Raw genomic sequence first — 17,502 nt, 5'->3', positions numbered from 1 at the left:
GGCGGGCCGGTTACGGGAGCGGCCGGATCCCCGGTCGTGTCGGCAGGGAGGCAACGGTGGAAGGGTCGGACGGCGCCGCGAAGGCACGGCGGGTCTGGGACAAGGCCGCGCCGAGCTATGACCGGCAGATCGCGTTACCGGAGCGGTTCTGGTTCACCGGTGGCCGGGAGTGGCTCGGCAGCCGGGTCGTGGGCCGTGTGCTCGACGTCGGTGTCGGCACGGGCCGTAACCTGCCGTACTTCCCGGCGGCAGCGCCGGAGGCGGGCAAGACGGCGGGGACGATCGCCGGGGTCGATGTCAGCCCGGGCATGCTGGCGTTCGCGCGGGAACGCGCCGCCGACCTGGGGCTTGCCGTCGACCTGCGGGAAGCCGACGCGGCCCGGCTGCCGTTCGCCGACGCCTCCTTCGACACGATCGTCTGTGCGCTGTCGCTGTGCGCGATCGCCGACCCGCGGGCGGCGATCACCGAGATGCGGAGGGTGCTGGCGCCGGGCGGGCGGCTGCTGCTCTTCGACCACGTCGCGAGCACATGGCCGCCGGTCTACGCGCTGCAGTGGGTGATCGAGCGGTTCTCCGTCCCGGCGGCGGGGGAGCACTTCACCCGTCGTCAGCTGCCACTGGTCCGGGACGCCGGCTTCGAGGTGGTCGAGACCGTGCGCCGGCGGGCGGGCACCATCGAGCTGGTCCATGCGGTCAAGGCCGCTCCCGTTCAGGGGTGATGTCGTGGCGTCCCGGTTCCCGGGGGTCGGCAAGACGCGAGGTCGCCGGCATCGCGGCCCGGTTGATCACGCTGATCGGCTGTACCACCGAGGAGATGGAGGCAGGAAAACCTTGACCAGGATCTTCATCACCGGTTCGGCGGACGGGCTCGGGCGGGCCGCTGCCGAGACGCTGCTCGACGGCGGGCATGACGTCATCGTGCACGCCCGCAGCGAGAACAGACTGGCCGCCGTCAAGGACCTCGCCGACCGGGGCGCGTCGACCGTCGCCGGTGACCTGGCCGATCCGGAGGAGACGCGGGACGTGGCGGAGCAGGTCGGCCGGCTCGGCCCGGTCGACGTGGTGATCCACAACGCGGGCGTCTACACCGGCGCGCAGATCATGCCGGTCAACGCGGTCGCACCCTACCTGCTGACTGCCCTCATCGACGGACCGCGCCGTCTGGTGTATCTGAGCAGCGGCATGCACCGCGGCGGCCGCGCCGACGTGTCCCTCCTGCGGTCCGGCAACTATTCGGACAGCAAGCTGTTCGTCACCGTACTGGCCGTCGCGGTCGCGCGGATCCGGCCCGGCGTGGTCAGCAACGCCGTCGACCCCGGGTGGGTGCCCACGAGGATGGGCGGGCCGGGCGCCCCCGACGACCTGCGCCTCGGGCACCTCACCCAGGAGTGGCTCGCGACCAGCGACGACCCGGAGGCGCTGACCACCGGCGGATACTGGCACCACCGGCAGCGCCAGTCCCCGCACCCGGCCACCCACGACCGCCGTTTCCAGGACGACCTGCTGGCAGCCCTGGCCGACCTCACCGGCGCCGGTTTGACCTGACCCGGGCCGACCTCACCCGCGCCCGCCCGGCCTGACCCGGGCCGTCGCCACCCGCGGCCCGGCCTGAGCCGGTTGATCTGACCGGCGCCGGTTTGACCCGACCCGGGCCGATCCACTGGCGACAGCTTTGGTTGAGCCGGGCCGATCTCCCGGGCGCCGGCCTCACCTGGCGTGGGCGATCTCTCGGGCGCCGGCCTCACCTGGCGCGGGCGATCTCTCGGGCGTTTGGCCGGTTACCCCGGGAGGTAGCCGTTCGAGGCCAGGTTGTGGGCGTGGCGCTCGTAGACGGCCGGGTCGGTGGGGGTCAGGGTGGCGAGGCCGTCGACGTAGCGGTTGTACATGCTGAACGCCGCCGCGATCAGCACCGTGTCGTGAATGGCCCGGTCGTCGGCTCCGGCCTCCCGGGCACGGGAGATGTCGCCGGGGGTCACCGAGCGGCCGTCCACGCGGACCCGGTCGGCTATCGCCAGCAACGGCTCCATCAGAGGATCGGTGTCGTCGGCGCCGAGCCGCCGGGCCACGGCGCCGTGTGTCTCGGCGCAGAACGTGCACTCGTTGCGGCGCGACACGTACGCCGCGATGGTCTCGCGCTGGGCGGGGGAGAGCGGTGACGGGCCCCGGAGCAGGGTCTGGGCGAGGTCGTTGAGCGGTCCGGCGGTCTGTGGATAGCCGGCGAGCAGGCCGGCGATTCCCGGCAGTGGCGGCAGGTCGATGTGTGGCACGATCTCACGTCATCATGGGCCGGTGCCGGCCGTCCACCTCCGACCGGTTCGATCTCCGGTCCGGAATGGATCTCCGGGTGCGGATCTCGTAGACTCGGCCGCCTCGTGTCACGGACGACGGGAGAGACCTCGGTGAGCGCCGACAGTGCGGACCTCGCGGCCCGTATCGACATGACCAAGCCGCACCCCGCCCGGCGGTACGACTACTGGCTCGGTGGCAAGGACAACTTCCAGGCCGACCGGGACGCGGCCGAGGCGATCGCCGCGGTGTTCCCGCACATCCGGACGGCGGCCCGGGAGAATCGGGCGTTCATGCAGCGCGCGGTGCGGTTCCTCGCCGGCGAGGCGGGTGTCCGGCAGTTCCTGGACATCGGCACCGGCCTGCCGACCGCCGACAACGTGCACGAGGTGGCGCAACGGATCGCCCCGGAGTCGCGGATCGTCTACGTGGACAACGATCCGCTGGTGCTCGTGCATGCGCGGGCCCTGCTGGCGAGTTCACCGGAGGGGGCGACCGCGTACATCGACGCTGATGCCCGTACCCCGGAGAAGGTCCTCGCCGACCCGGCCCTGCGGGAGACCCTGGACTTCTCGCAGCCGATCGCGCTGCTGATGGTGGCGTTGCTGCATTTCGTCGAGGACCACGAGGACCCGTGGTCGGTGGTCCGGCAACTGGTCGCGGCGCTGCCGCCGGGCAGCTATCTGGTGCTGTCACATGCGACGTTCGATCCGCTGGACGCCGAGACGATCGCCGCCATGGACGCGGTGAACAAGAACATCCGGCCGCTGTTCTCGCCGCGCCCGCTGGCCGAGGTCACCCGTTTCTTCGACGGCCTCGACCTGCTGGAGCCGGGCATCGTCTCGGTCTCCGACTGGCGCCCGCAGCCCGGCCCGCGCCCGACCCCGGCCGAGGCCACCGGTTACGGCGCGGTCGCCCGCATCGCCTGACCCCGACGGCCGCCGGGTGCGACGCCCACGCCCGGAGTGGGGTGAGCCCTCGGGCGGCGCGGCGGCCCTGCATCGCCTGACCGCGCGGCGGCCCTGCATCGCCTGACCGCGCGGCGGCCCTGCATCGCCTGACCGCGCGGCGGCCCCGCATCGCCTGACCGCGCGGCGACCCCGTGCCGGTGCCGTGCGGGACGGCCCCGCGGTTCGCCCACGATGACGGGCGGAGAGTCAGGCCGGGGCCAGGACGGTGAGGAGCGTGTCCCCGGGCGCGGCCGCCGACAGCGCGCCGGCCACCACCAGGAGCAGCAGCAGGCTCGCGGTGACGGTCAGGAGGACCGAGAGGGTTCTGCGCAGGAACCGGAGGCGCGCGTCGCCGGCGCCGCGCCGCCGCCACAGTGCCGCGCCTGCCGGTGCCAGCGCCGCCAGCACCGTGGCCGCCGTCGCGACCATGACCCAGTGGTAACGCTCCACCTCGCCGAGCAGCACCGTCAACGCGGGTGGTCCGCCGGCCGGGCCGGTCAGCGCCGCGCGTATCTCGTGCGGGACCGGACCCGATTCGCCGGCGGCGGGCATCGGGAGCAGTGCGACCAGGGGTACGGCGGTCGCCTGGATGTTGAGGATCAGCAGTCCCGTCGCGAGGACCGTGAAGACGGTCGCGCCGATGGCTCCCGCCGCGTGTCCGGCCGCGCCGTGCAGGTATCGGCGCCACAGCGCGACTGCGAGCAGGGCGAAGACGACGATGATCAGCGAGCTGATCACCACCTTGATCGCGTGCCAGCGGAACCAGTGGTCGACGAGGGCGGCCAGGAGCGCCGGGTATCGCGGTCCGCCGCTTCGCCAGTACTCGGCGAGGCCTCGCCCGACCGCGTCGCCGCTGACGGCGCCGCCGAGGAGGGCGGCCGGCGCGAACACGAACGCCGCGATCAGCGCCGAGCCGGTCGCCAGCAGCGACCCGATCACGGGCGTCGAACCTGGGTGTGCCTCGGTGGAACGCATGGGTCCGAGTAGAGCAAGGGCGCTGCCTCCCGGGCACTACGGCAGATACCCCTGTTCCGGGTATGGCCGGCCCTACCCGGACCGGCCGGGAGCCTGGTGAGCCGTCACGAAGGCCGCTACGAGCACACCCCGGCGGGCCGGTCAGCGCTCGCGGACCCGTTCGGCGACGGCGTGGCCCAGCTCGGCGGTGGTGCCGGTGCCGTGCAGGTCGGGGGTGAGCGGCGCCTCGCCCGGCCCGAGGGCGAGCACGTCCTCGACGGCGCCGAGCAGGTGCGCGGCCGCGGCCGGGTGGCCCAGATGCTCCAGCATCATCGAGGCGCACCAGATCTGGCCGATCGGGTTGGCGATGCCCCGCCCGGCGATGTCCGGCGCCGAGCCGTGCACCGGCTCGAACAGGCTCGGCGCCGTCCGGTCCGGGTTGATGTTGGCGCTCGGGGCGATGCCGAGGGTGCCGGTGCAGGCGGGGCCCAGGTCGGAGAGGATGTCGCCGAACAGGTTGCTGGCGACCACCACATCGAACCGGTCAGGATGCAGGACGAACTCCGCGGCCAGGGCGTCGATGTGGAACCTGTCCACCCGTACGCCGGGGAAGCTCTCGCCCATCGCGGCGACCCGCTCGTCCCAGTACGGCATCGAGATGGCGATGCCGTTGCTCTTGGTGGCCGAGGTGAGGTGCCGTTTCGGCCGCCGGTCGGCCAGCTCGTAGGCGTAGCGCAGCACCCGGTCGACGCCGACGCGGGTCATCACCGTCTCCTGCAGCACCGTCTCGCGCTCGGTGCCCTCGAAGATCCGGCCGCCGACGCTGGAGTACTCGCCTTCGGTGTTCTCCCGCACGACCAGGAAGTCGATGTCGCCGGGCGCCCGGCCGGCGAGCGGGCTGCGCACGCCGGGCATCAGGCGGCAGGGGCGCAGGTTCACATACTGATCGAAGGTACGGCGGAACCGCAGCAGGCTGCCCCAGAGCGAGATGTGGTCGGGCACCACCGCGGGCCAGCCGACCGCGCCGAAGAGGATCGCGTCGAACCCGCGCAGCGTCGCCTCCCAGTCGTCCGGCAGCATCGTCCCGTGGCGCTGCCAGTACTCGGCGCTGGCGAACCCGAAGCCGGTCAGCTCCAGGCGCAGCCCGAACCGCGCGGCCGTCGCCTCCAGCGCCTCCAGGCTCGCCGGGACGACCTCCTTGCCGATGCCGTCGCCGGGGATGACCGCGATCCGGTACGTGCTCACCGGCCCTCCCGCAGCGCGGCGAGCCCGCCCTGGGCGTCGGCCGACGCGATCTGCTCGGCGCCGGCCGAGTCACCCGCGCGCAGGGCCCGGACCAGGGCCCGGTGGCTGGTGTAACGCTCCAGGCCGAACGTCTCGTCCTCGTGCACCCGCTGCAGCAGCAGCTCACGGCGGCGGGGGCGGGAGAAGACCCGGCTCTGCTCCAGCATCCGGATCAGCACCGGGTTGTGGGCGCACGCGCCGACGGTGTCGTTGAACTCCTGCATCGTGTCGAGCAGCGCGGTCAGATGACGGTCGGTCGGCCGGTCGTGGCGGCGGTGCTCCTTGAGCAGGATCAGCAGGTCGTCGGCCCGGTCGAGGATCTCGTCGAGGGCGTCGAGCTGCGCGGCGGTGGCGTGCCGGGCGGCGAACCGGGCGACCAGGCCGCGCAGGCCGACCTCGACCTCGGCCAGGTCGTCGATGGCGGCGTCGCGGATCGCGGCGACCAGCACGGTGCGCGGGCCGATCCGCTCGATGAGCCCGTCGAGCTCCAGCCGGCGCAGCGCCTCCCGGACCGGGGTGGGGCTGATCGCCAGGCGCTCCGCCACGCCCCGCTCGGTCACCTTCTCCCCGGGGGCCAGGTCGCCGGCGGCGATGGCCGCACGGACGTGGCGGTACGCCTGGTCGGCGAGCGTCTCGGTGACTGTCATGACCGCACTCTACTTCATGCCATGGCTAAACAGCTTTGCAACCGTTGACGATTTTGCTGTAGCAAATTAGCGTGACGCCGGACACACGGAGGCGACATGGCCGAAACCCGCAGGATCACCTTCTTCATCGCGCTCACCCTGTTCGCCCAGGAGGCGACCTGGAACTTCTACGACAACCAGGTGCCCGCCCTGCTGCGCGACCACGTCGCCAGCGCCGCGCTCATCGGCGTGCTGATGGGCATGGACAACCTGCTCGGCATCGTCGTCCAGCCCTGGATCGGCAACCGTTCCGACCACACCCGCACCCGGTGGGGACGCCGCGTGCCGTACCTCGTGGTGGGCATGCCGATCGCCGCCCTGCTCTTCCTGCTGCTGCCCTGGACCCCATCACTGCCCGTGCTGATCGTGGTGATGGTCGGCTACGCGCTGGTGATGAACACCATGCGGCCGCTCGCCGAGGCGCTCACCCCCGACTTCATCGCCCCGGAGCGACGCGGCCGGACCAACGCCATCGTCAAGATCGCCACGTCGCTGACCATCATCGTCGCGTCCCTGATCAGCCTCTTCGTCGTCGACGACCATCCGCGGGCGGCCTTCGCGATCCCGGCCGTGATCCTGCTCGTGGTCACCGTGGCGCTGGTCGCGAAGGTCCGTGACAACCAGTCCCCGGGCTATCGGGCCGCCGTGGCCGCCGACGAGCCCGGCGCGCCGCCGTCACCGCTGCGGGCGGTCGTCGCCGAACTCGTCACCAGCCGCGACCGGCGGCGTGTGCTCCTGCTGCTCACCGTGTTCCTGTTCGGCGGAGCGTGGTTCGCCTCCCGGTCGCTGATGACCCCGTACGGCATGGAGGTCCTGGCCCTGACCCGCGGCGAGGCCGGCGGGCTCACCCTGCCCAGCGGTGTCGCCTTCCTGCTCGCCGCCTACCCGGCCGCGCTCGCCGCCGAACGCTTCGGACGTCTGCGGGTGATCGCCGCGGGCATGACCGTCTTCGCCGCGGCCCTGATCGCGGGCGCCCTCGTGCCGTCGGCCACCGGCACCGTCGTGATCCTCTGCGCCGGCGCCGCCGGCGCGGCCTGCTTCGCGATCAACGCCGCCGTCGCCCTCTGGAACCTCGCCCCGTCCAGCCGGATGCTCGGCGCCTACACCGGCCTCTACGCCGTCACCTGGTACCTCGGCGGCTTCGCCGGCCCGGCCCTGATCGGCGCCGCCGTCGACCTGCTCGGCTGGCGCTGGATGCTGCTCGACACCGCCGTGCCGGCCCTGCTCGCCGTCCTGGTCGTGACCCGCCTCGCCCGCCTGCAGAAAGCCCACGAATCCACCCCGGCCACGGCCTGAACCCCGGAAGCAGACATGCCGACTGTTCTCATCACCACCGACTACCTCCGCCCCGGCGACGAGGCCGACACCTACCTCGTCGAGCACGGGTTCGACACCCGCCACGACCCGATGCGCGGGGTGCGCCGCCCGGAGGACCTGATCGCCGCCCTGGCCGGCGTCGAGGGTGCGCTGATCGCCAACGAGCCGATGACCGGGCAGGTCCTGGCCGCCGCACCCACGCTGCGGGCCGTCGTGCGCACCGGCGTCGGCTACGACTCGATCGACGTCGCCGCCGCCACCCGGCTCGGCATCACCGTCAGCAACCTGCCCGGCATCAACGCCAACGCCGTCGCCGAATACACCATCGGACTGCTGCTGGCCCAGGCCAGGCGGCTGGTCCAGGTGGCTGCCGGGGTCGGGGCCGGGGCCTGGCCGAGACAGCAGGGGTACGAACTGAGCGGAAAAACCGTGGGACTCATCGGCCGCGGCCCGGTCGCGCAGCGGGTGGCGTCCCTGGCCATCGCTTTCGGGATGACCGTCCTGTGCACCGGCGACATCCCCGACGCCCGGCAGGCGACCCTCGACGAGCTGCTGCACGAGTCCGACTTCGTGTCGGTCCACACCGCGCTCACCGGCCGTACCCGCCGCCTGATCGACGCCGCCGCGCTCGCCCGCATGAAACCGTCCGCCCACCTGATCAACACCGCCCGCGGCGCCATCGTCGACGAACCCGCCCTCGCCGAGGCGGTCCGCGCCGGGCGGATCGCCGGAGCCGCCCTCGACGTGACCGAGATCGAGCCACTGCCCGCCGACAGCGTGCTGCGCGGCGTCGACGGCATCACCGTCTACTCCCACCTGGGCGGTCAGACCGCCGAGGCCCGCCGCCGTTCCGGCCTCGACGGCGCCCGCGAGCTGGCCGCCGCCCTGGCCGGCACACCCGCCTCCGCCGTCAACGCCCACCTGATCAGGAAGAACGCATGACTGACAACGCTGTACGCGTACTCGTGCCGACCGGCATGCTCGGCGGCGGATTCCCGCCCGAGACCGTGACCCGTGGCCTGCAACTCGGCGCCGACGTGATCGCCGTCGACGGCGGCTCCACCGACTCCGGCCCCTATTACCTCGGCGCCGGCGTCGCCAAGACCGCCCGCGCCGCCGTGGCCCGCGACATGCGCCTGCTGCTGCGCGCCGCCGCCTCCGCCGGGATCCCGCTGATCATCGGATCGTGCGGCACCAGCGGCACCGACTCCGGCGTGGACTGGGTCGCCGCGATCACCCGTGAGATCCTCGCCGACGAGGGCCTGACCCTGCGCGTGGCCACCATCTACAGCTCCCAGAAGGCGTCCGACCTGGCCGCCCTGCCGATCCGGCCGCTCCCGCCGGCCGGGCCGCTCGACCCGGCCGTGCTCGACGGCTGCGAGAACATCGTCGGCATGATGGGCCATGAGCCGATCGTCGCCGCGCTGCGATCCGGCGCCGACGTGGTCCTCGCCGGCCGCGCCACCGACACCGCCCTGGCCGCCGCCTACCCGCTGATGAGAGGCATGCCGGCCGGACCCACCTGGCACGCCGCGAAGATCGTCGAGTGCGGCGGGCAGTGCACCACCAACCCGCGGGCCGGGGGAGTGCTGGCCACCATCGACGCCGGCGGGTTCACCATCGAGCCCCTCGACCCGGCGGCCGCCTGCACCCCGTCGTCGGTGGCCGCGCACATGCTCTACGAGACGGTCAACCCGTTCACCATGCGCGAGCCGGCCGGCACCATCGAGGTCGGCGACGCCGTCTACACCGCCCTCGACGACCGGCGCGTCCGCGTCACCGGCTCCCGCTTCGACCCCGCCGGACAGCACACCATCAAGCTGGAGGGCGCACGCCTGACCGGCTACCAGACCATGTCGTTCACCGCGATCCGGGACCCGCACATCCTCGGCCGGATCGACACCTGGGCCGCCCTGCTCCGGACGATGATCACCGAGTGGGTGTCGAACACGCTGCGCCTCGGCCCGGACGACTACTCCTTCGACATCCGGCTCTACGGCCACGACGCGATCCTGGAAAAGCTCGACCCGTCGGCGGCGCCGCCCCGCGAGGTCGGCGTGATGCTGCTCGTGCAGGCACCCGACCAGGAGACCGCCACCGCCGTCGCCAAGGTCGCCAACCCGCTGATGCTGCACCTGCCCACCCCCGACATGGATCATCTGCCGAGCCTCGCGTTCGCCACCTCCCCGGCCGAGACCGAACGCGGCCCGGCGTACGAGTTCGTGCTCAACCACGTCGTCGAGGTCGACTCGCCGGTCGGCCTCTTCCGCATCCACCTGGAGGAGAGCCGATGAGGGTCGTCGCCGACCTGGCACACGAGGTCCGTTCCAAGAACGCCGGACCGTTCTGGGTCACCCTGGAAATCTTCGCCCGCGACGCCGACGGCTACGCGATCGTCGCCGACCCGGCCTTCCTCGACGAGCCGGTGATCGCCCGCCTCTACGCGATCGACGACGTCCGGACGATCCAGATCTTCCGCATCCCGCAGCTCAACGTCGTCAAGATCTCCTTCCCCCGCCCGGTCGTGCAGGGCGGCCTGCTCGACCGCGACATCCACGCCGGCCAGCACCACGTGCCGCTGGCACTGCTGCCGCTGCCCGCCTGAGACGTCACCCGGCAGCCGCCCACGCCGCCACCCGGTCCGCCCAGGCACGGACCACCTCGCGCAGCTCGGCCGGCTGCCGGATCACGAACGGCCGGCCGAGCCCCGCGAGCACCCCCGGCAACCAGTCGAGACGCTCCGCCCGCAACCGCACCAGCACCCAGCCGGGCTCGCCGGACTCCTCGACGACGGCCAGCCCGGCCGGCAGCCCCGCCCGCACCGCCTCGGCGTCGTCCTGCACGGCGACGACCACCTCGTGGCGCCACGGCGTCGCGGCCAGACCGGCCAGCACCGTGTCGCCGGCCCGGAACCCGGCCGGGACCGTGACGACGCCGTCCACCACCCGCACCCGGCTGATCCGGTCCAGCCGGAAGGTCCGCAGCCCACCGGCGGCCGGATCGAGGCCGGTCACGTACCAGCGGCCGGAGTGCGCGACGATCCCGAACGCATGCAGGGTGCGGTCACTGCGCCGGCCCGTCCGGTCGGTGTAGCCGATCACGGCCGGCCGCTGCTGCCGGGTCGCCTCCGCCAGCTCCAGCATCACCGCCGTCTCGGGGGACGGCTCCGGGCGTACCGTCGCGGTGAAGTCGGTCGTCGCGAACAGGGCGGCCAACCGGGCCGCGAGCGTCTTGGGCAGCACCCGCCGCACCTTGGCGGCCGCCGTCGCCGCGGCCCCGCCGGGCGTCGACCCCAGCCCGAGCAGCACGGCGAGGGCCTCGTCGTCGGTGAACATCAGCGGTGGCATCCGGAAACCCGGCGCCACCCGGTAGCCGCCGTGCCGGCCGCGCACCGACTCGACCGGCACCCCCAGGTCGATCAGGTGGCCGGCGTAGCGGCGGACGGTGCGCTCGTCGACCCCGAGACGCCCGGCCAGGTCGGCGACCCGATGGGTGCCGCCGTTCTGCAGGATCTCCAGCAGGGCCAGCACCCGCGCCGTCGGTTGCGTCATGCCGGCATTCTCCCGCGAATACCGGGCGGACCCTGTCCGGTATCGCCGCTACGGTTCCCGGCGTAACCACCTCACCAAGGAGAACGCCGTGCATTTCGCCTCGGTCCGCGTCATCACCGCCGACGTCGCCCGCCTCACCGACTTCTACGAGACCGTCACCGGCTGCACCGCCCGCCGCCACACCCCCGACTTCGCCGAGATCCCGCTGCCCGGCGCCACCCTCGCCATCGGCAGCACGGCCACGGTCGCCCTGTTCGCCGCCGGATCGGCCGAACCGGCGAGCAACCGCACGGCGATCGTCGAGTTCCGCGTCGACGACGTCGACGCCGAGTACACCCGCCTGCGCGACAGCATCGACGACCTGGTGCAGCCGCCGACCACGATGCCGTGGGGCAACCGCTCCCTGCTGCTGCGCGACCCCGACGGCACCCTGGTCAACCTCTTCACCCCGCCGCACCGCCGCCTCGACTGACCCTCGACCAGCTCACGACGGCCCGCAGCACCACGACCAGGGCGCCGGCGGCGCCGAGCAGGATCGCCGCCGGCCCCACGACGTCGGCCACACCGACCCAGGCCGGTGTGCCGGCGTCGTGGACGATGCCCAGCCGATCCGGGTCGGTGCCGTCGTTCGTGCCGGTCAGCAGCCCGCCGCAGAGGGCGAGAGGCACGCACAACGGGCCGACCACGCCCGCCGCCCGCGACCCGGGCCGGTGCGCCCGCCGGGCCGTCACCCACAACACCGGCGCCAGCACCACCGTGCCGACCAGCCGGAACCAGGCGAAACCACCTTCCAGCAGGTACGCGACAGCACCGTTCGGACTGTCGCCGTAGTTGAACGACTCACCCAGATGGGCCAGGTCCCAGATCGTCGCGGCCGCGTTCGTCAGCATCCCGGCACACAGCACCGCGACGGGCCACGGCAGCACCCGCAGCCGCCGCCGTGGCGATTCCTCATTGGTCACACCGGCGAACCTAGACGACGAATGTGGTCGATCTGTGCGCGTCCTGTGGCGACTCAGCTCGGAGTGAGCAGGCAGAACTCGTTACCCTCCGGGTCGGCGAGGACCCGCCACGCGATGTCACCGACGTCGACGGCGGTCGCGCCGAGCGCCCGCAACCGCTGCGCCTCGGCGGCCAGGTCGTCCCCCGGATACGGCCGCACATCCAGGTGGACACGATTCCAGACAGACTTCACCTCCGGGGTACGGGCGAACTGGAGGTACGGCCCGACGCCCTCACCCGACCGCAGAACCGCGACGTCATCGCTCACGCTGTGCACGGTCCAGTCCGTCGCCTCACCCCAGAACCGTGCCATCACGTGCGGATCCACACAGTCGACCACCACCGACGCGATCGGCCCGGTCCGCTCGTACATCGAGTCCAGCACACAGAACTCGTTGCCCTCCGGATCGGCCATCACCGTCCACGGCACGTCGCCCTGCCCCACATCGGCGAACGTCGCGCCGAGCGCCGTCAGCCGTGCGACCGTCTCCTCCCGGTGCTCGGCCGAGGTGGTGGCCAGGTCGACGTGCACCCGGTTCTTGACCGTCTTGGGCTGGGCGGACACGACCAGGTCCACGACGACGGCGATCGGGTCCGGATAGCGGAACCCCTCGGGTTCGAGATTGACCACCCCGGGCCCCTCACTGGACATCCCCCAGCCCAGCGCCTGCGCCCAGAACCGGCCCAGCGCCACCTCGTCCCGGGCCTTCATGTTGATCTGCACAAGCCGTGTCGCCATGCCGCCGATGCTATCGATCACCCGTCCGGTAGCAGCGTTCCCGTGACCGACGTCCCCGGCCCGGGCCGCCTGCGCCGCGCCGCTTTCGAGTCGCTCGTGCAGATCGTCGGCGAGGCCGGCCTGAATCCCGCGGACCCGGCGGCGGAGCGCCTGATCCGGGTCAAGTCACCGGCGGGGGCGGGGACGAGTACCGGGAATGTGCGTGCCGGCCGGCCGCCGAGAACGGGCACACCACCGCCGGCCCGTCTGCCGCTGCGTGCGCTCGGCCCGTCGGCCGCGGCGTGCGGTCGGCCGGTCAGGGCGTGGGCCGCCTTCAGCAGCAGCGTGCCCGGGTGCGCCGTCCGCTCGCCGTTGAAACACCCAGCCCTCGCCGGTCAGGCCCACGCCCACGCCGGCGACCCGGCCCGCTCGAACACCACCGCCCGACCATCTCGGCTGCGGGCACGATTCGGCCGGGATTCACCGCGTACCCCCTCTGTCGTGTCGAAGCGGCCCGGTGGTGGTCGTCGCCCTCCGGAAGGGACGCCGATCTCCACCGACGGCGGGGAATCCGGGAGTTCTAGACCAAGGCGGCGGCCAGCAGAGCGAACGCGGCGATGATGACGGCGACGCGGACGTAGTGGTAGCGGTCCCAGCGGTTCAACTGCTGCTTCCAGTCGGCCGGCCGGGTCTCCGGGGTCCACGTCTTGCCACGGTTGTTGATCGGGACCAGCAGCAGGACCGACATGACCACGCTGACGACCAGCAGCGCGCCGGCGGTGACGACCAGGCCGGTACCGGGGCCGTGCCATCCCGTGACGGCCCAGAGTGTGACCAGGGCGAGCGAGCCGACGTACCAGAAAGGCATCACCGCGCCCAGCATGCGGCCGCCGTGGGCCCGGCCGAGCTGGCCGCTGTCGTCGGGGAGGGCGTCGAGGATCCGGTTGAGGACGAAGGCCACGGCGAACTCCACGCCGACCATGACGCCGACGACCACGATGGTGATCACCTGGAGTGTGCTGAGCATGAGGACGGCTCCTTGAAACTAGCTCTGACAGCTGACCTAGCAACGCTAGCATCATTGGCGCTCGATTTTCTAGCGGTGCTAGGGTCGAGGCATGTCGGTACAGGAACGCAAGGCTCGGGAACGGGCCGACCGGGAGCGCCTGATCCTGGCGACCGCCCGTGAGATCGCCGAGCAGCACGGGTGGGACGCGGTCACCACCCGGCGGCTGGCCGAGCGCATCGAGTACAGCCAGCCCGTTCTGTACAGCCACTTCCGCGGCAAACGGGAGATCATCGGCGCGGTCGCGCTGCAGGGCGCCACCGAGATGGCCGCCGCGCTGCGGGCCGCTGCCTCCGCCGCCGACGGCCCGCGCGCCCGGGTCGTCGCCCTCGCCCGTGCCTACCTCGACTTCGCCGCCCGCAGCCCGGCGGTCTACGACGCCATGTTCCAGCTCGACGGGGGCTTGGCGTTCGCCCGCGAGGACACTCCCGAGCCGCTCAAGGACGCCTTCGCCGCCCTGCTGGAGAGCCTCGGCGAGGTCGCCGGCGACGGTGTGGACCCGGGGCTGTTCACCGAACTGTTCTGGGCGGCCCTGCACGGGCTGGCCACCCTGACCAGGGCGGACCGCCTGCCGCCGGCGGAGACCGGCCGCCGTGTCGATTTGCTGGTGGACCGGCTGGCCGTCCTCTGACGCCCCCGGCCGCCACCGACGGCCGGAGCCGCCGCGCAAACCCACGGCCGTGGCGGCCGGGAGGTGCCTGTGGTCAGGATCGTCGTGTGGACTTGCGGTTGTGACCGCCTCGCGGCCTTGCGGCCGGAGCCGCCGCGCAAACCCATGGTCGCGGCGGGCAGGGAAAACGCCGACGGTCGAGACCGTTGATAAGACCTACGGTCGGGGCTGCCTCGCGGACCAAGGGTCGGGCCTTGGTTTGGACCCACGGTTGGGGCCGTGGTGCGGACCTATGGCTGGGAGCGTCGGGCGGACCTATGGCTGGGAGCGTCGGGCGGACCTATGGTCGTAGCCGCGGGGTAAACCTACGGCCGGGGTTGCCGGTTGTTCGCCGGCCGCCCCGGCCGCGGTGTGCTACGCCGTCATGGCGCGTTCCAGCAGTGTGCGGTGGCGGATCATCCAGTCGGCGGCGCGGGACCGCCAGGCCAGTGCCCACAGCGGACCCGAGTCGGTCGACTCGGGCGTGATCCGGGCGCGGGCTGCCTCGTGGGCGCAGTCCCGGATGGCGATCTCGATCATCCGGTTGACCAGGCCGGGCCGGTCTGCCGTGGGCAACTCGTAGCCGTCCAGGAACAGACGCAGTTGCCGGGAACGGGCCACCGGATCGGGCAGGTCATTGCGTGCGGCGACGTCCTCGCCGTGGAGTTGGGCGTTCCACCAGGCGGTGGAAGCGACCTCGTCGAGGCGGTCGACCGGGCCCGCAAGGGTCCAGTCGATGAACGCCACCGGCAGCCCGTCACGGGCGACGGTGTGCCAGGGTCCGGCGTCGCAGTGGCCGATGACCGAACCGGGACCGTCCCGGTGGGCCCACCACGGGTGCCAGACCGCGTCGGGTGGCGGGCGGAAACCGGCAGTGGCGGCGTGCAGGTCGTGCAGCAACCTGCCCACCTGCCAGACACCCTGGTCCGACCAGGCCCGCGGGTGCACGAACTCGCCCTCGATCCAGGTCACCAGTTCGTTGCCATCGGCGTCGATGCCGACCACCCGGGGCGCGCCGGCGAAACCGGCCTCCTCCAGGTGACGCAACAGGGCGTGAACGGTGCCGGTCCACGGCCCGGCGGGCCGCCGGACGGTGGAACCGTAACGTGCTACTCGAGTGGGTTCTCCGTCGGCCGCGGGCAGCGGCTCGAAGGATGGTGCGGAATCCACGAAATCTCCTCGTGTCGGCATGATGCAGCGGTGAAGCGGCGCCGGCTCTGGGCGCCCAAAAGAACCGCCGGACGGCGGCGACCGCCGGAGGGCGATAACCGCGGGAAGGCGGCGACCACCGGGCGGCGGCGACCACCGGGCGGCGGCGACCGCCGGAGGCGGTGACTGCGGCAGGGCAGTGACCACCGGGCAGCGGCGACCGTCGGGCAGCGGCGACCGCCGGAGGCGGTGACCGCTACGACGCGCGAGGCTCAGCGCGACGTGGCGGTGGCGGCTACCTCACCGAGGACCATGCAGACCATCGAGACCTCCTCGGGCTCGTGAATGCCGCCACGCTATCCAGGCCGCCGCGATCACGCCATCGACTTTGCGAGGGTCAGGCCGATGCGGTACGGCGGGCGTATGCGCGGGCGGCGCGGGCCCGGTCACCGCAGCGCACCGAGCACCAGTGCCGGCGACCGGTGCGCAGCAGGTAGCGCATGCACGGCCGGGAGTCGCAGGCGGTCAGCCGGGCCGCGTCGGCGCTGGTCAGCAGGTCGGCCGTGTCGGCGGCGAGGACGCCGAGGGCGTGGTCGACGACCTGGTCGGTCGGGTGCGGCGCCGCCCGGTGGAGCCCGTGGGCGGGATCCCAGCGCAGTGGCGCGGCGGTCGGCACCCGGGTGACGGCGGTGTTGATCGCGTCGAGCGCCGCCGCGGGTGGCTCGGCTGCTCGCAGGTGGGCCGCGAACAGGTCGCGGATGTGCTCCCGCATCGCTCGCAGCCGGCCGGCGCACACCTCGTGCAGGACGCTGCCGGCCGGGACGAGGTCGCGGTCGATCAGCCAGCGGCCGGCGTCGGCGGGGGTGGCGAGCAGGTCGAGGGTCTGGTCGGCGGGCAGGGAGAGCCGGCTGTTGGCCAGGTCGAGCCCGGGGTGACGGTCGGCGCCGGGTGCTGCGGGGATCACCGGTCTCACGGTACTGCTTGCGCTCATCCGTGACAAACGGCTAGCTTCACGGATGACAGACCTTCTATCCGTGAGGTTCCCATGGCTGACGCCGTCCCCGTCCAGACCTTCGGCGGCCCCACCGCCCTGTTCGAGTACGGCGGCCTGCGCCTGCTCACCGACCCCACCTTCGACGAGCCCCGTGACTACGTCTCACCCAGCGGCGTCTCCCTGACCAAACTCGCCCCGCCCGCCGCGAGCCCGGACACCCTCGGCCGCGTCGACGTGGTCCTGCTCTCCCACGACCAGCACCCGGACAACCTCGACGACTCCGGTCGCGCCCTGCTCGCCACCGTCCCGCTCACCCTCACCACGGTCGGCGGCGCCGCACGGCTCGGCGGCGCCGCCCGCGGCCTGGCCCCGTGGGGGTCGGTCCAGGTCGGCGCGGTGACGATCACCGCGGTCCCGGCGCGGCACGGCCCGGAGGGCTGCGAGCCGATCACCGGCGAGGTCACCGGGTTCGTGCTGACCGCCGACGGGCTGCCACCGGTCTATGTCAGCGGCGACAACGCCGCCCTCGAACTGGTCGAGCAGATCGCCGGTCGGTTCGGCCCGTTCGGCACGGCGGTGATCTTCGCCGGGGCGGTACGGACGCCGCTGTTCGACGGCGCGCTGCTCACCCTGGACAGCGCGCAGGCTGCCGAGGCCGCCCGGATTCTCGGCGCACAGCAGGTCGTCCTGGTGCACTTCGACAGCTGGGCGCACTTCACCGAGGGCCGCGACGCCCTGGAGAAGGCGTTCACCGCCGCCGGCCTGGCCGACCGGACCCAGGTCGGTGGTTGACGAAGCGGGCCGGACCCGGCTCGGTGGTTGGCGAAGCGGGCCGGACCCGGCTCGGTGGTTGGCGAAGCGGGCCGGACCCGGCTCGGTGGTTGGCGAAGCGGGCC

Annotated in this window: 20 protein-coding genes; 10 read left to right on the top strand and 10 right to left on the bottom strand. The window is 72.8% G+C overall.

Annotation, left to right across the window (positions count from 1 at the left end; all coding sequences use genetic code 11):
• Positions 1-56: 56 nt before the first annotated feature.
• Positions 57-719 (top strand): class I SAM-dependent methyltransferase, encoded by a 663-nt coding sequence (locus BM290_RS10730; protein WP_093612693.1) that lies wholly within the window; start codon positions 57-59, stop codon positions 717-719.
• 112 nt (positions 720-831) lie between these two features.
• Positions 832-1,545 (top strand): SDR family NAD(P)-dependent oxidoreductase, encoded by a 714-nt coding sequence (locus BM290_RS10725; RefSeq protein WP_093612691.1) that lies wholly within the window; start codon positions 832-834, stop codon positions 1,543-1,545.
• 233 nt (positions 1,546-1,778) lie between these two features.
• Here the strand turns inward: BM290_RS10725 and BM290_RS10720 are convergent, their stop codons facing one another.
• Complete coding sequence (locus BM290_RS10720; RefSeq protein WP_093612689.1) at positions 1,779-2,267, bottom strand: carboxymuconolactone decarboxylase family protein; 489 nt, start codon at positions 2,265-2,267, stop codon at positions 1,779-1,781.
• 171 nt (positions 2,268-2,438) lie between these two features.
• On the opposite strand from BM290_RS10720, the gene BM290_RS10715 reads away from it, so the two are divergent.
• Positions 2,439-3,215 carry an SAM-dependent methyltransferase gene (locus tag BM290_RS10715; protein WP_093613634.1) on the top strand — a complete coding sequence of 259 codons (777 nt, stop codon included), beginning with the start codon at positions 2,439-2,441 and terminating at the stop codon, positions 3,213-3,215.
• 228 nt (positions 3,216-3,443) lie between these two features.
• On the opposite strand, the gene BM290_RS10710 is transcribed toward BM290_RS10715, so the two are convergent.
• From BM290_RS10710 to BM290_RS10700, 3 genes are all read right to left on the bottom strand, one after another.
• On the bottom strand, positions 3,444-4,211 hold the full coding sequence (locus tag BM290_RS10710; RefSeq protein ID WP_203779324.1) for a hypothetical protein: 768 nt from the start codon (positions 4,209-4,211) through the stop codon (positions 3,444-3,446).
• 141 nt (positions 4,212-4,352) lie between these two features.
• Positions 4,353-5,435, bottom strand: a complete 1,083-nt coding sequence (locus BM290_RS10705; protein WP_093612685.1) for a tartrate dehydrogenase — start codon at positions 5,433-5,435, stop codon at positions 4,353-4,355.
• On the bottom strand, positions 5,432-6,121 hold the full coding sequence (locus BM290_RS10700) for a GntR family transcriptional regulator (protein ID WP_093612683.1): 690 nt from the start codon (positions 6,119-6,121) through the stop codon (positions 5,432-5,434). Before BM290_RS10700 ends, BM290_RS10705 begins: the two co-directional genes overlap by 4 nt.
• A gap of 96 nt (positions 6,122-6,217) precedes the next feature.
• Between BM290_RS10700 and BM290_RS10695 the strand changes: the two genes are divergently transcribed.
• From BM290_RS10695 to BM290_RS10680, 4 genes are read left to right on the top strand one after another with little or no spacing between them, the layout of a single operon-like run.
• Positions 6,218-7,456 (top strand): MFS transporter, encoded by a 1,239-nt coding sequence (locus BM290_RS10695; protein ID WP_093612681.1) that lies wholly within the window; start codon positions 6,218-6,220, stop codon positions 7,454-7,456.
• 15 nt (positions 7,457-7,471) lie between these two features.
• On the top strand, positions 7,472-8,419 hold the full coding sequence (locus BM290_RS10690; RefSeq protein ID WP_093612678.1) for a phosphoglycerate dehydrogenase: 948 nt from the start codon (positions 7,472-7,474) through the stop codon (positions 8,417-8,419).
• On the top strand, positions 8,416-9,771 hold the full coding sequence (locus tag BM290_RS10685) for an acyclic terpene utilization AtuA family protein (RefSeq protein WP_093612676.1): 1,356 nt from the start codon (positions 8,416-8,418) through the stop codon (positions 9,769-9,771). The genes BM290_RS10690 and BM290_RS10685 overlap by 4 nt, the downstream gene beginning before the upstream one ends.
• A complete protein-coding gene (locus tag BM290_RS10680; protein ID WP_093612674.1) occupies positions 9,768-10,082 on the top strand; it encodes a DUF4387 domain-containing protein in 315 nt (104 codons plus the stop codon). Before BM290_RS10685 ends, BM290_RS10680 begins: the two co-directional genes overlap by 4 nt.
• A gap of 4 nt (positions 10,083-10,086) precedes the next feature.
• Here the strand turns inward: BM290_RS10680 and BM290_RS10675 are convergent, their stop codons facing one another.
• Positions 10,087-11,028, bottom strand: a complete 942-nt coding sequence (locus BM290_RS10675) for a helix-turn-helix transcriptional regulator (protein WP_093612672.1) — start codon at positions 11,026-11,028, stop codon at positions 10,087-10,089.
• On the opposite strand from BM290_RS10675, the gene BM290_RS10670 reads away from it, so the two are divergent.
• Entirely contained in the window at positions 11,027-11,500 is a 474-nt protein-coding gene (locus BM290_RS10670; protein WP_239143515.1) for a VOC family protein, read from the top strand. The genes BM290_RS10675 and BM290_RS10670 overlap by 2 nt on opposite strands.
• Here the strand turns inward: BM290_RS10670 and BM290_RS10665 are convergent.
• The 3 genes from BM290_RS10665 to BM290_RS10655 all read right to left on the bottom strand — a co-directional run bounded on the left by BM290_RS10665 (position 11,472) and on the right by BM290_RS10655 (position 13,775).
• Positions 11,472-11,990 (bottom strand): hypothetical protein, encoded by a 519-nt coding sequence (locus BM290_RS10665; RefSeq protein ID WP_093612670.1) that lies wholly within the window; start codon positions 11,988-11,990, stop codon positions 11,472-11,474. The two genes, BM290_RS10670 and BM290_RS10665, sit on opposite strands and share 29 nt — an antisense overlap.
• Before the next feature lie 53 nt (positions 11,991-12,043).
• Entirely contained in the window at positions 12,044-12,769 is a 726-nt protein-coding gene (locus BM290_RS10660) for a VOC family protein (RefSeq protein WP_093612668.1), read from the bottom strand.
• 559 nt (positions 12,770-13,328) lie between these two features.
• Positions 13,329-13,775, bottom strand: a complete 447-nt coding sequence (locus BM290_RS10655; RefSeq protein ID WP_093612666.1) for an anthrone oxygenase family protein — start codon at positions 13,773-13,775, stop codon at positions 13,329-13,331.
• A 91-nt stretch (positions 13,776-13,866) separates the two neighbouring features.
• Here BM290_RS10655 and BM290_RS10650 point away from each other — a divergent pair, with 91 nt between their 5' ends.
• Positions 13,867-14,445, top strand: a complete 579-nt coding sequence (locus BM290_RS10650) for a TetR/AcrR family transcriptional regulator (RefSeq protein WP_093612664.1) — start codon at positions 13,867-13,869, stop codon at positions 14,443-14,445.
• Between the two features lie 393 nt (positions 14,446-14,838).
• Here the strand turns inward: BM290_RS10650 and BM290_RS10645 are convergent, their stop codons facing one another.
• Together BM290_RS10645 and BM290_RS10640 are read right to left on the bottom strand one after the other, a co-directional pair.
• Positions 14,839-15,633, bottom strand: a complete 795-nt coding sequence (locus BM290_RS10645) for a protein kinase family protein (protein WP_203779325.1) — start codon at positions 15,631-15,633, stop codon at positions 14,839-14,841.
• A 376-nt stretch (positions 15,634-16,009) separates the two neighbouring features.
• Positions 16,010-16,603, bottom strand: coding sequence for a CGNR zinc finger domain-containing protein (locus BM290_RS10640; protein WP_093612662.1), 594 nt, complete (start codon positions 16,601-16,603; stop codon positions 16,010-16,012).
• A 54-nt stretch (positions 16,604-16,657) separates the two neighbouring features.
• Here BM290_RS10640 and BM290_RS10635 point away from each other — a divergent pair, with 54 nt between their 5' ends.
• Positions 16,658-17,398 carry an MBL fold metallo-hydrolase gene (locus tag BM290_RS10635; protein WP_093612660.1) on the top strand — a complete coding sequence of 247 codons (741 nt, stop codon included), beginning with the start codon at positions 16,658-16,660 and terminating at the stop codon, positions 17,396-17,398.
• Positions 17,399-17,502: the final 104 nt, after the last annotated feature.

It is taken from the genome of Actinoplanes philippinensis, assembly GCF_900113015.1.
GTDB lineage: Bacteria > Actinomycetota > Actinomycetes > Mycobacteriales > Micromonosporaceae > Actinoplanes > Actinoplanes philippinensis.
The sequence above is the reverse complement of the archived record's forward strand: the minus strand, read 5'-3'. Positions and strand labels throughout refer to the sequence as shown.

What these genes read in the sequence shown, in the direction of transcription:
- BM290_RS10690 (WP_093612678.1), top strand. Translation starts at nt 7,472, where the DNA reads ATGCCGACTGTTCTCATCACCACCGACTACCTCCGCCCCGGCGACGAG.
- BM290_RS10635 (WP_093612660.1), top strand. Translation starts at nt 16,658, where the DNA reads ATGGCTGACGCCGTCCCCGTCCAGACCTTCGGCGGCCCCACCGCCCTG.
- BM290_RS10715 (WP_093613634.1), top strand. Translation starts at nt 2,439, where the DNA reads ATGACCAAGCCGCACCCCGCCCGGCGGTACGACTACTGGCTCGGTGGC.
- BM290_RS10680 (WP_093612674.1), top strand. Translation starts at nt 9,768, where the DNA reads ATGAGGGTCGTCGCCGACCTGGCACACGAGGTCCGTTCCAAGAACGCC.
- BM290_RS10660 (WP_093612668.1), bottom strand. Translation starts at nt 12,769, where the DNA reads ATGGCGACACGGCTTGTGCAGATCAACATGAAGGCCCGGGACGAGGTG.
- BM290_RS10655 (WP_093612666.1), bottom strand. Translation starts at nt 13,775, where the DNA reads ATGCTCAGCACACTCCAGGTGATCACCATCGTGGTCGTCGGCGTCATG.
- BM290_RS10675 (WP_093612672.1), bottom strand. Translation starts at nt 11,028, where the DNA reads ATGACGCAACCGACGGCGCGGGTGCTGGCCCTGCTGGAGATCCTGCAG.
- BM290_RS10700 (WP_093612683.1), bottom strand. Translation starts at nt 6,121, where the DNA reads ATGACAGTCACCGAGACGCTCGCCGACCAGGCGTACCGCCACGTCCGT.
- BM290_RS10685 (WP_093612676.1), top strand. Translation starts at nt 8,416, where the DNA reads ATGACTGACAACGCTGTACGCGTACTCGTGCCGACCGGCATGCTCGGC.
- BM290_RS10710 (WP_203779324.1), bottom strand. Translation starts at nt 4,211, where the DNA reads ATGCGTTCCACCGAGGCACACCCAGGTTCGACGCCCGTGATCGGGTCG.
- BM290_RS10695 (WP_093612681.1), top strand. Translation starts at nt 6,218, where the DNA reads ATGGCCGAAACCCGCAGGATCACCTTCTTCATCGCGCTCACCCTGTTC.
- BM290_RS10640 (WP_093612662.1), bottom strand. Translation starts at nt 16,603, where the DNA reads ATGAGCGCAAGCAGTACCGTGAGACCGGTGATCCCCGCAGCACCCGGC.
- BM290_RS10650 (WP_093612664.1), top strand. Translation starts at nt 13,867, where the DNA reads ATGTCGGTACAGGAACGCAAGGCTCGGGAACGGGCCGACCGGGAGCGC.
- BM290_RS10670 (WP_239143515.1), top strand. Translation starts at nt 11,027, where the DNA reads ATGCCGGCATTCTCCCGCGAATACCGGGCGGACCCTGTCCGGTATCGC.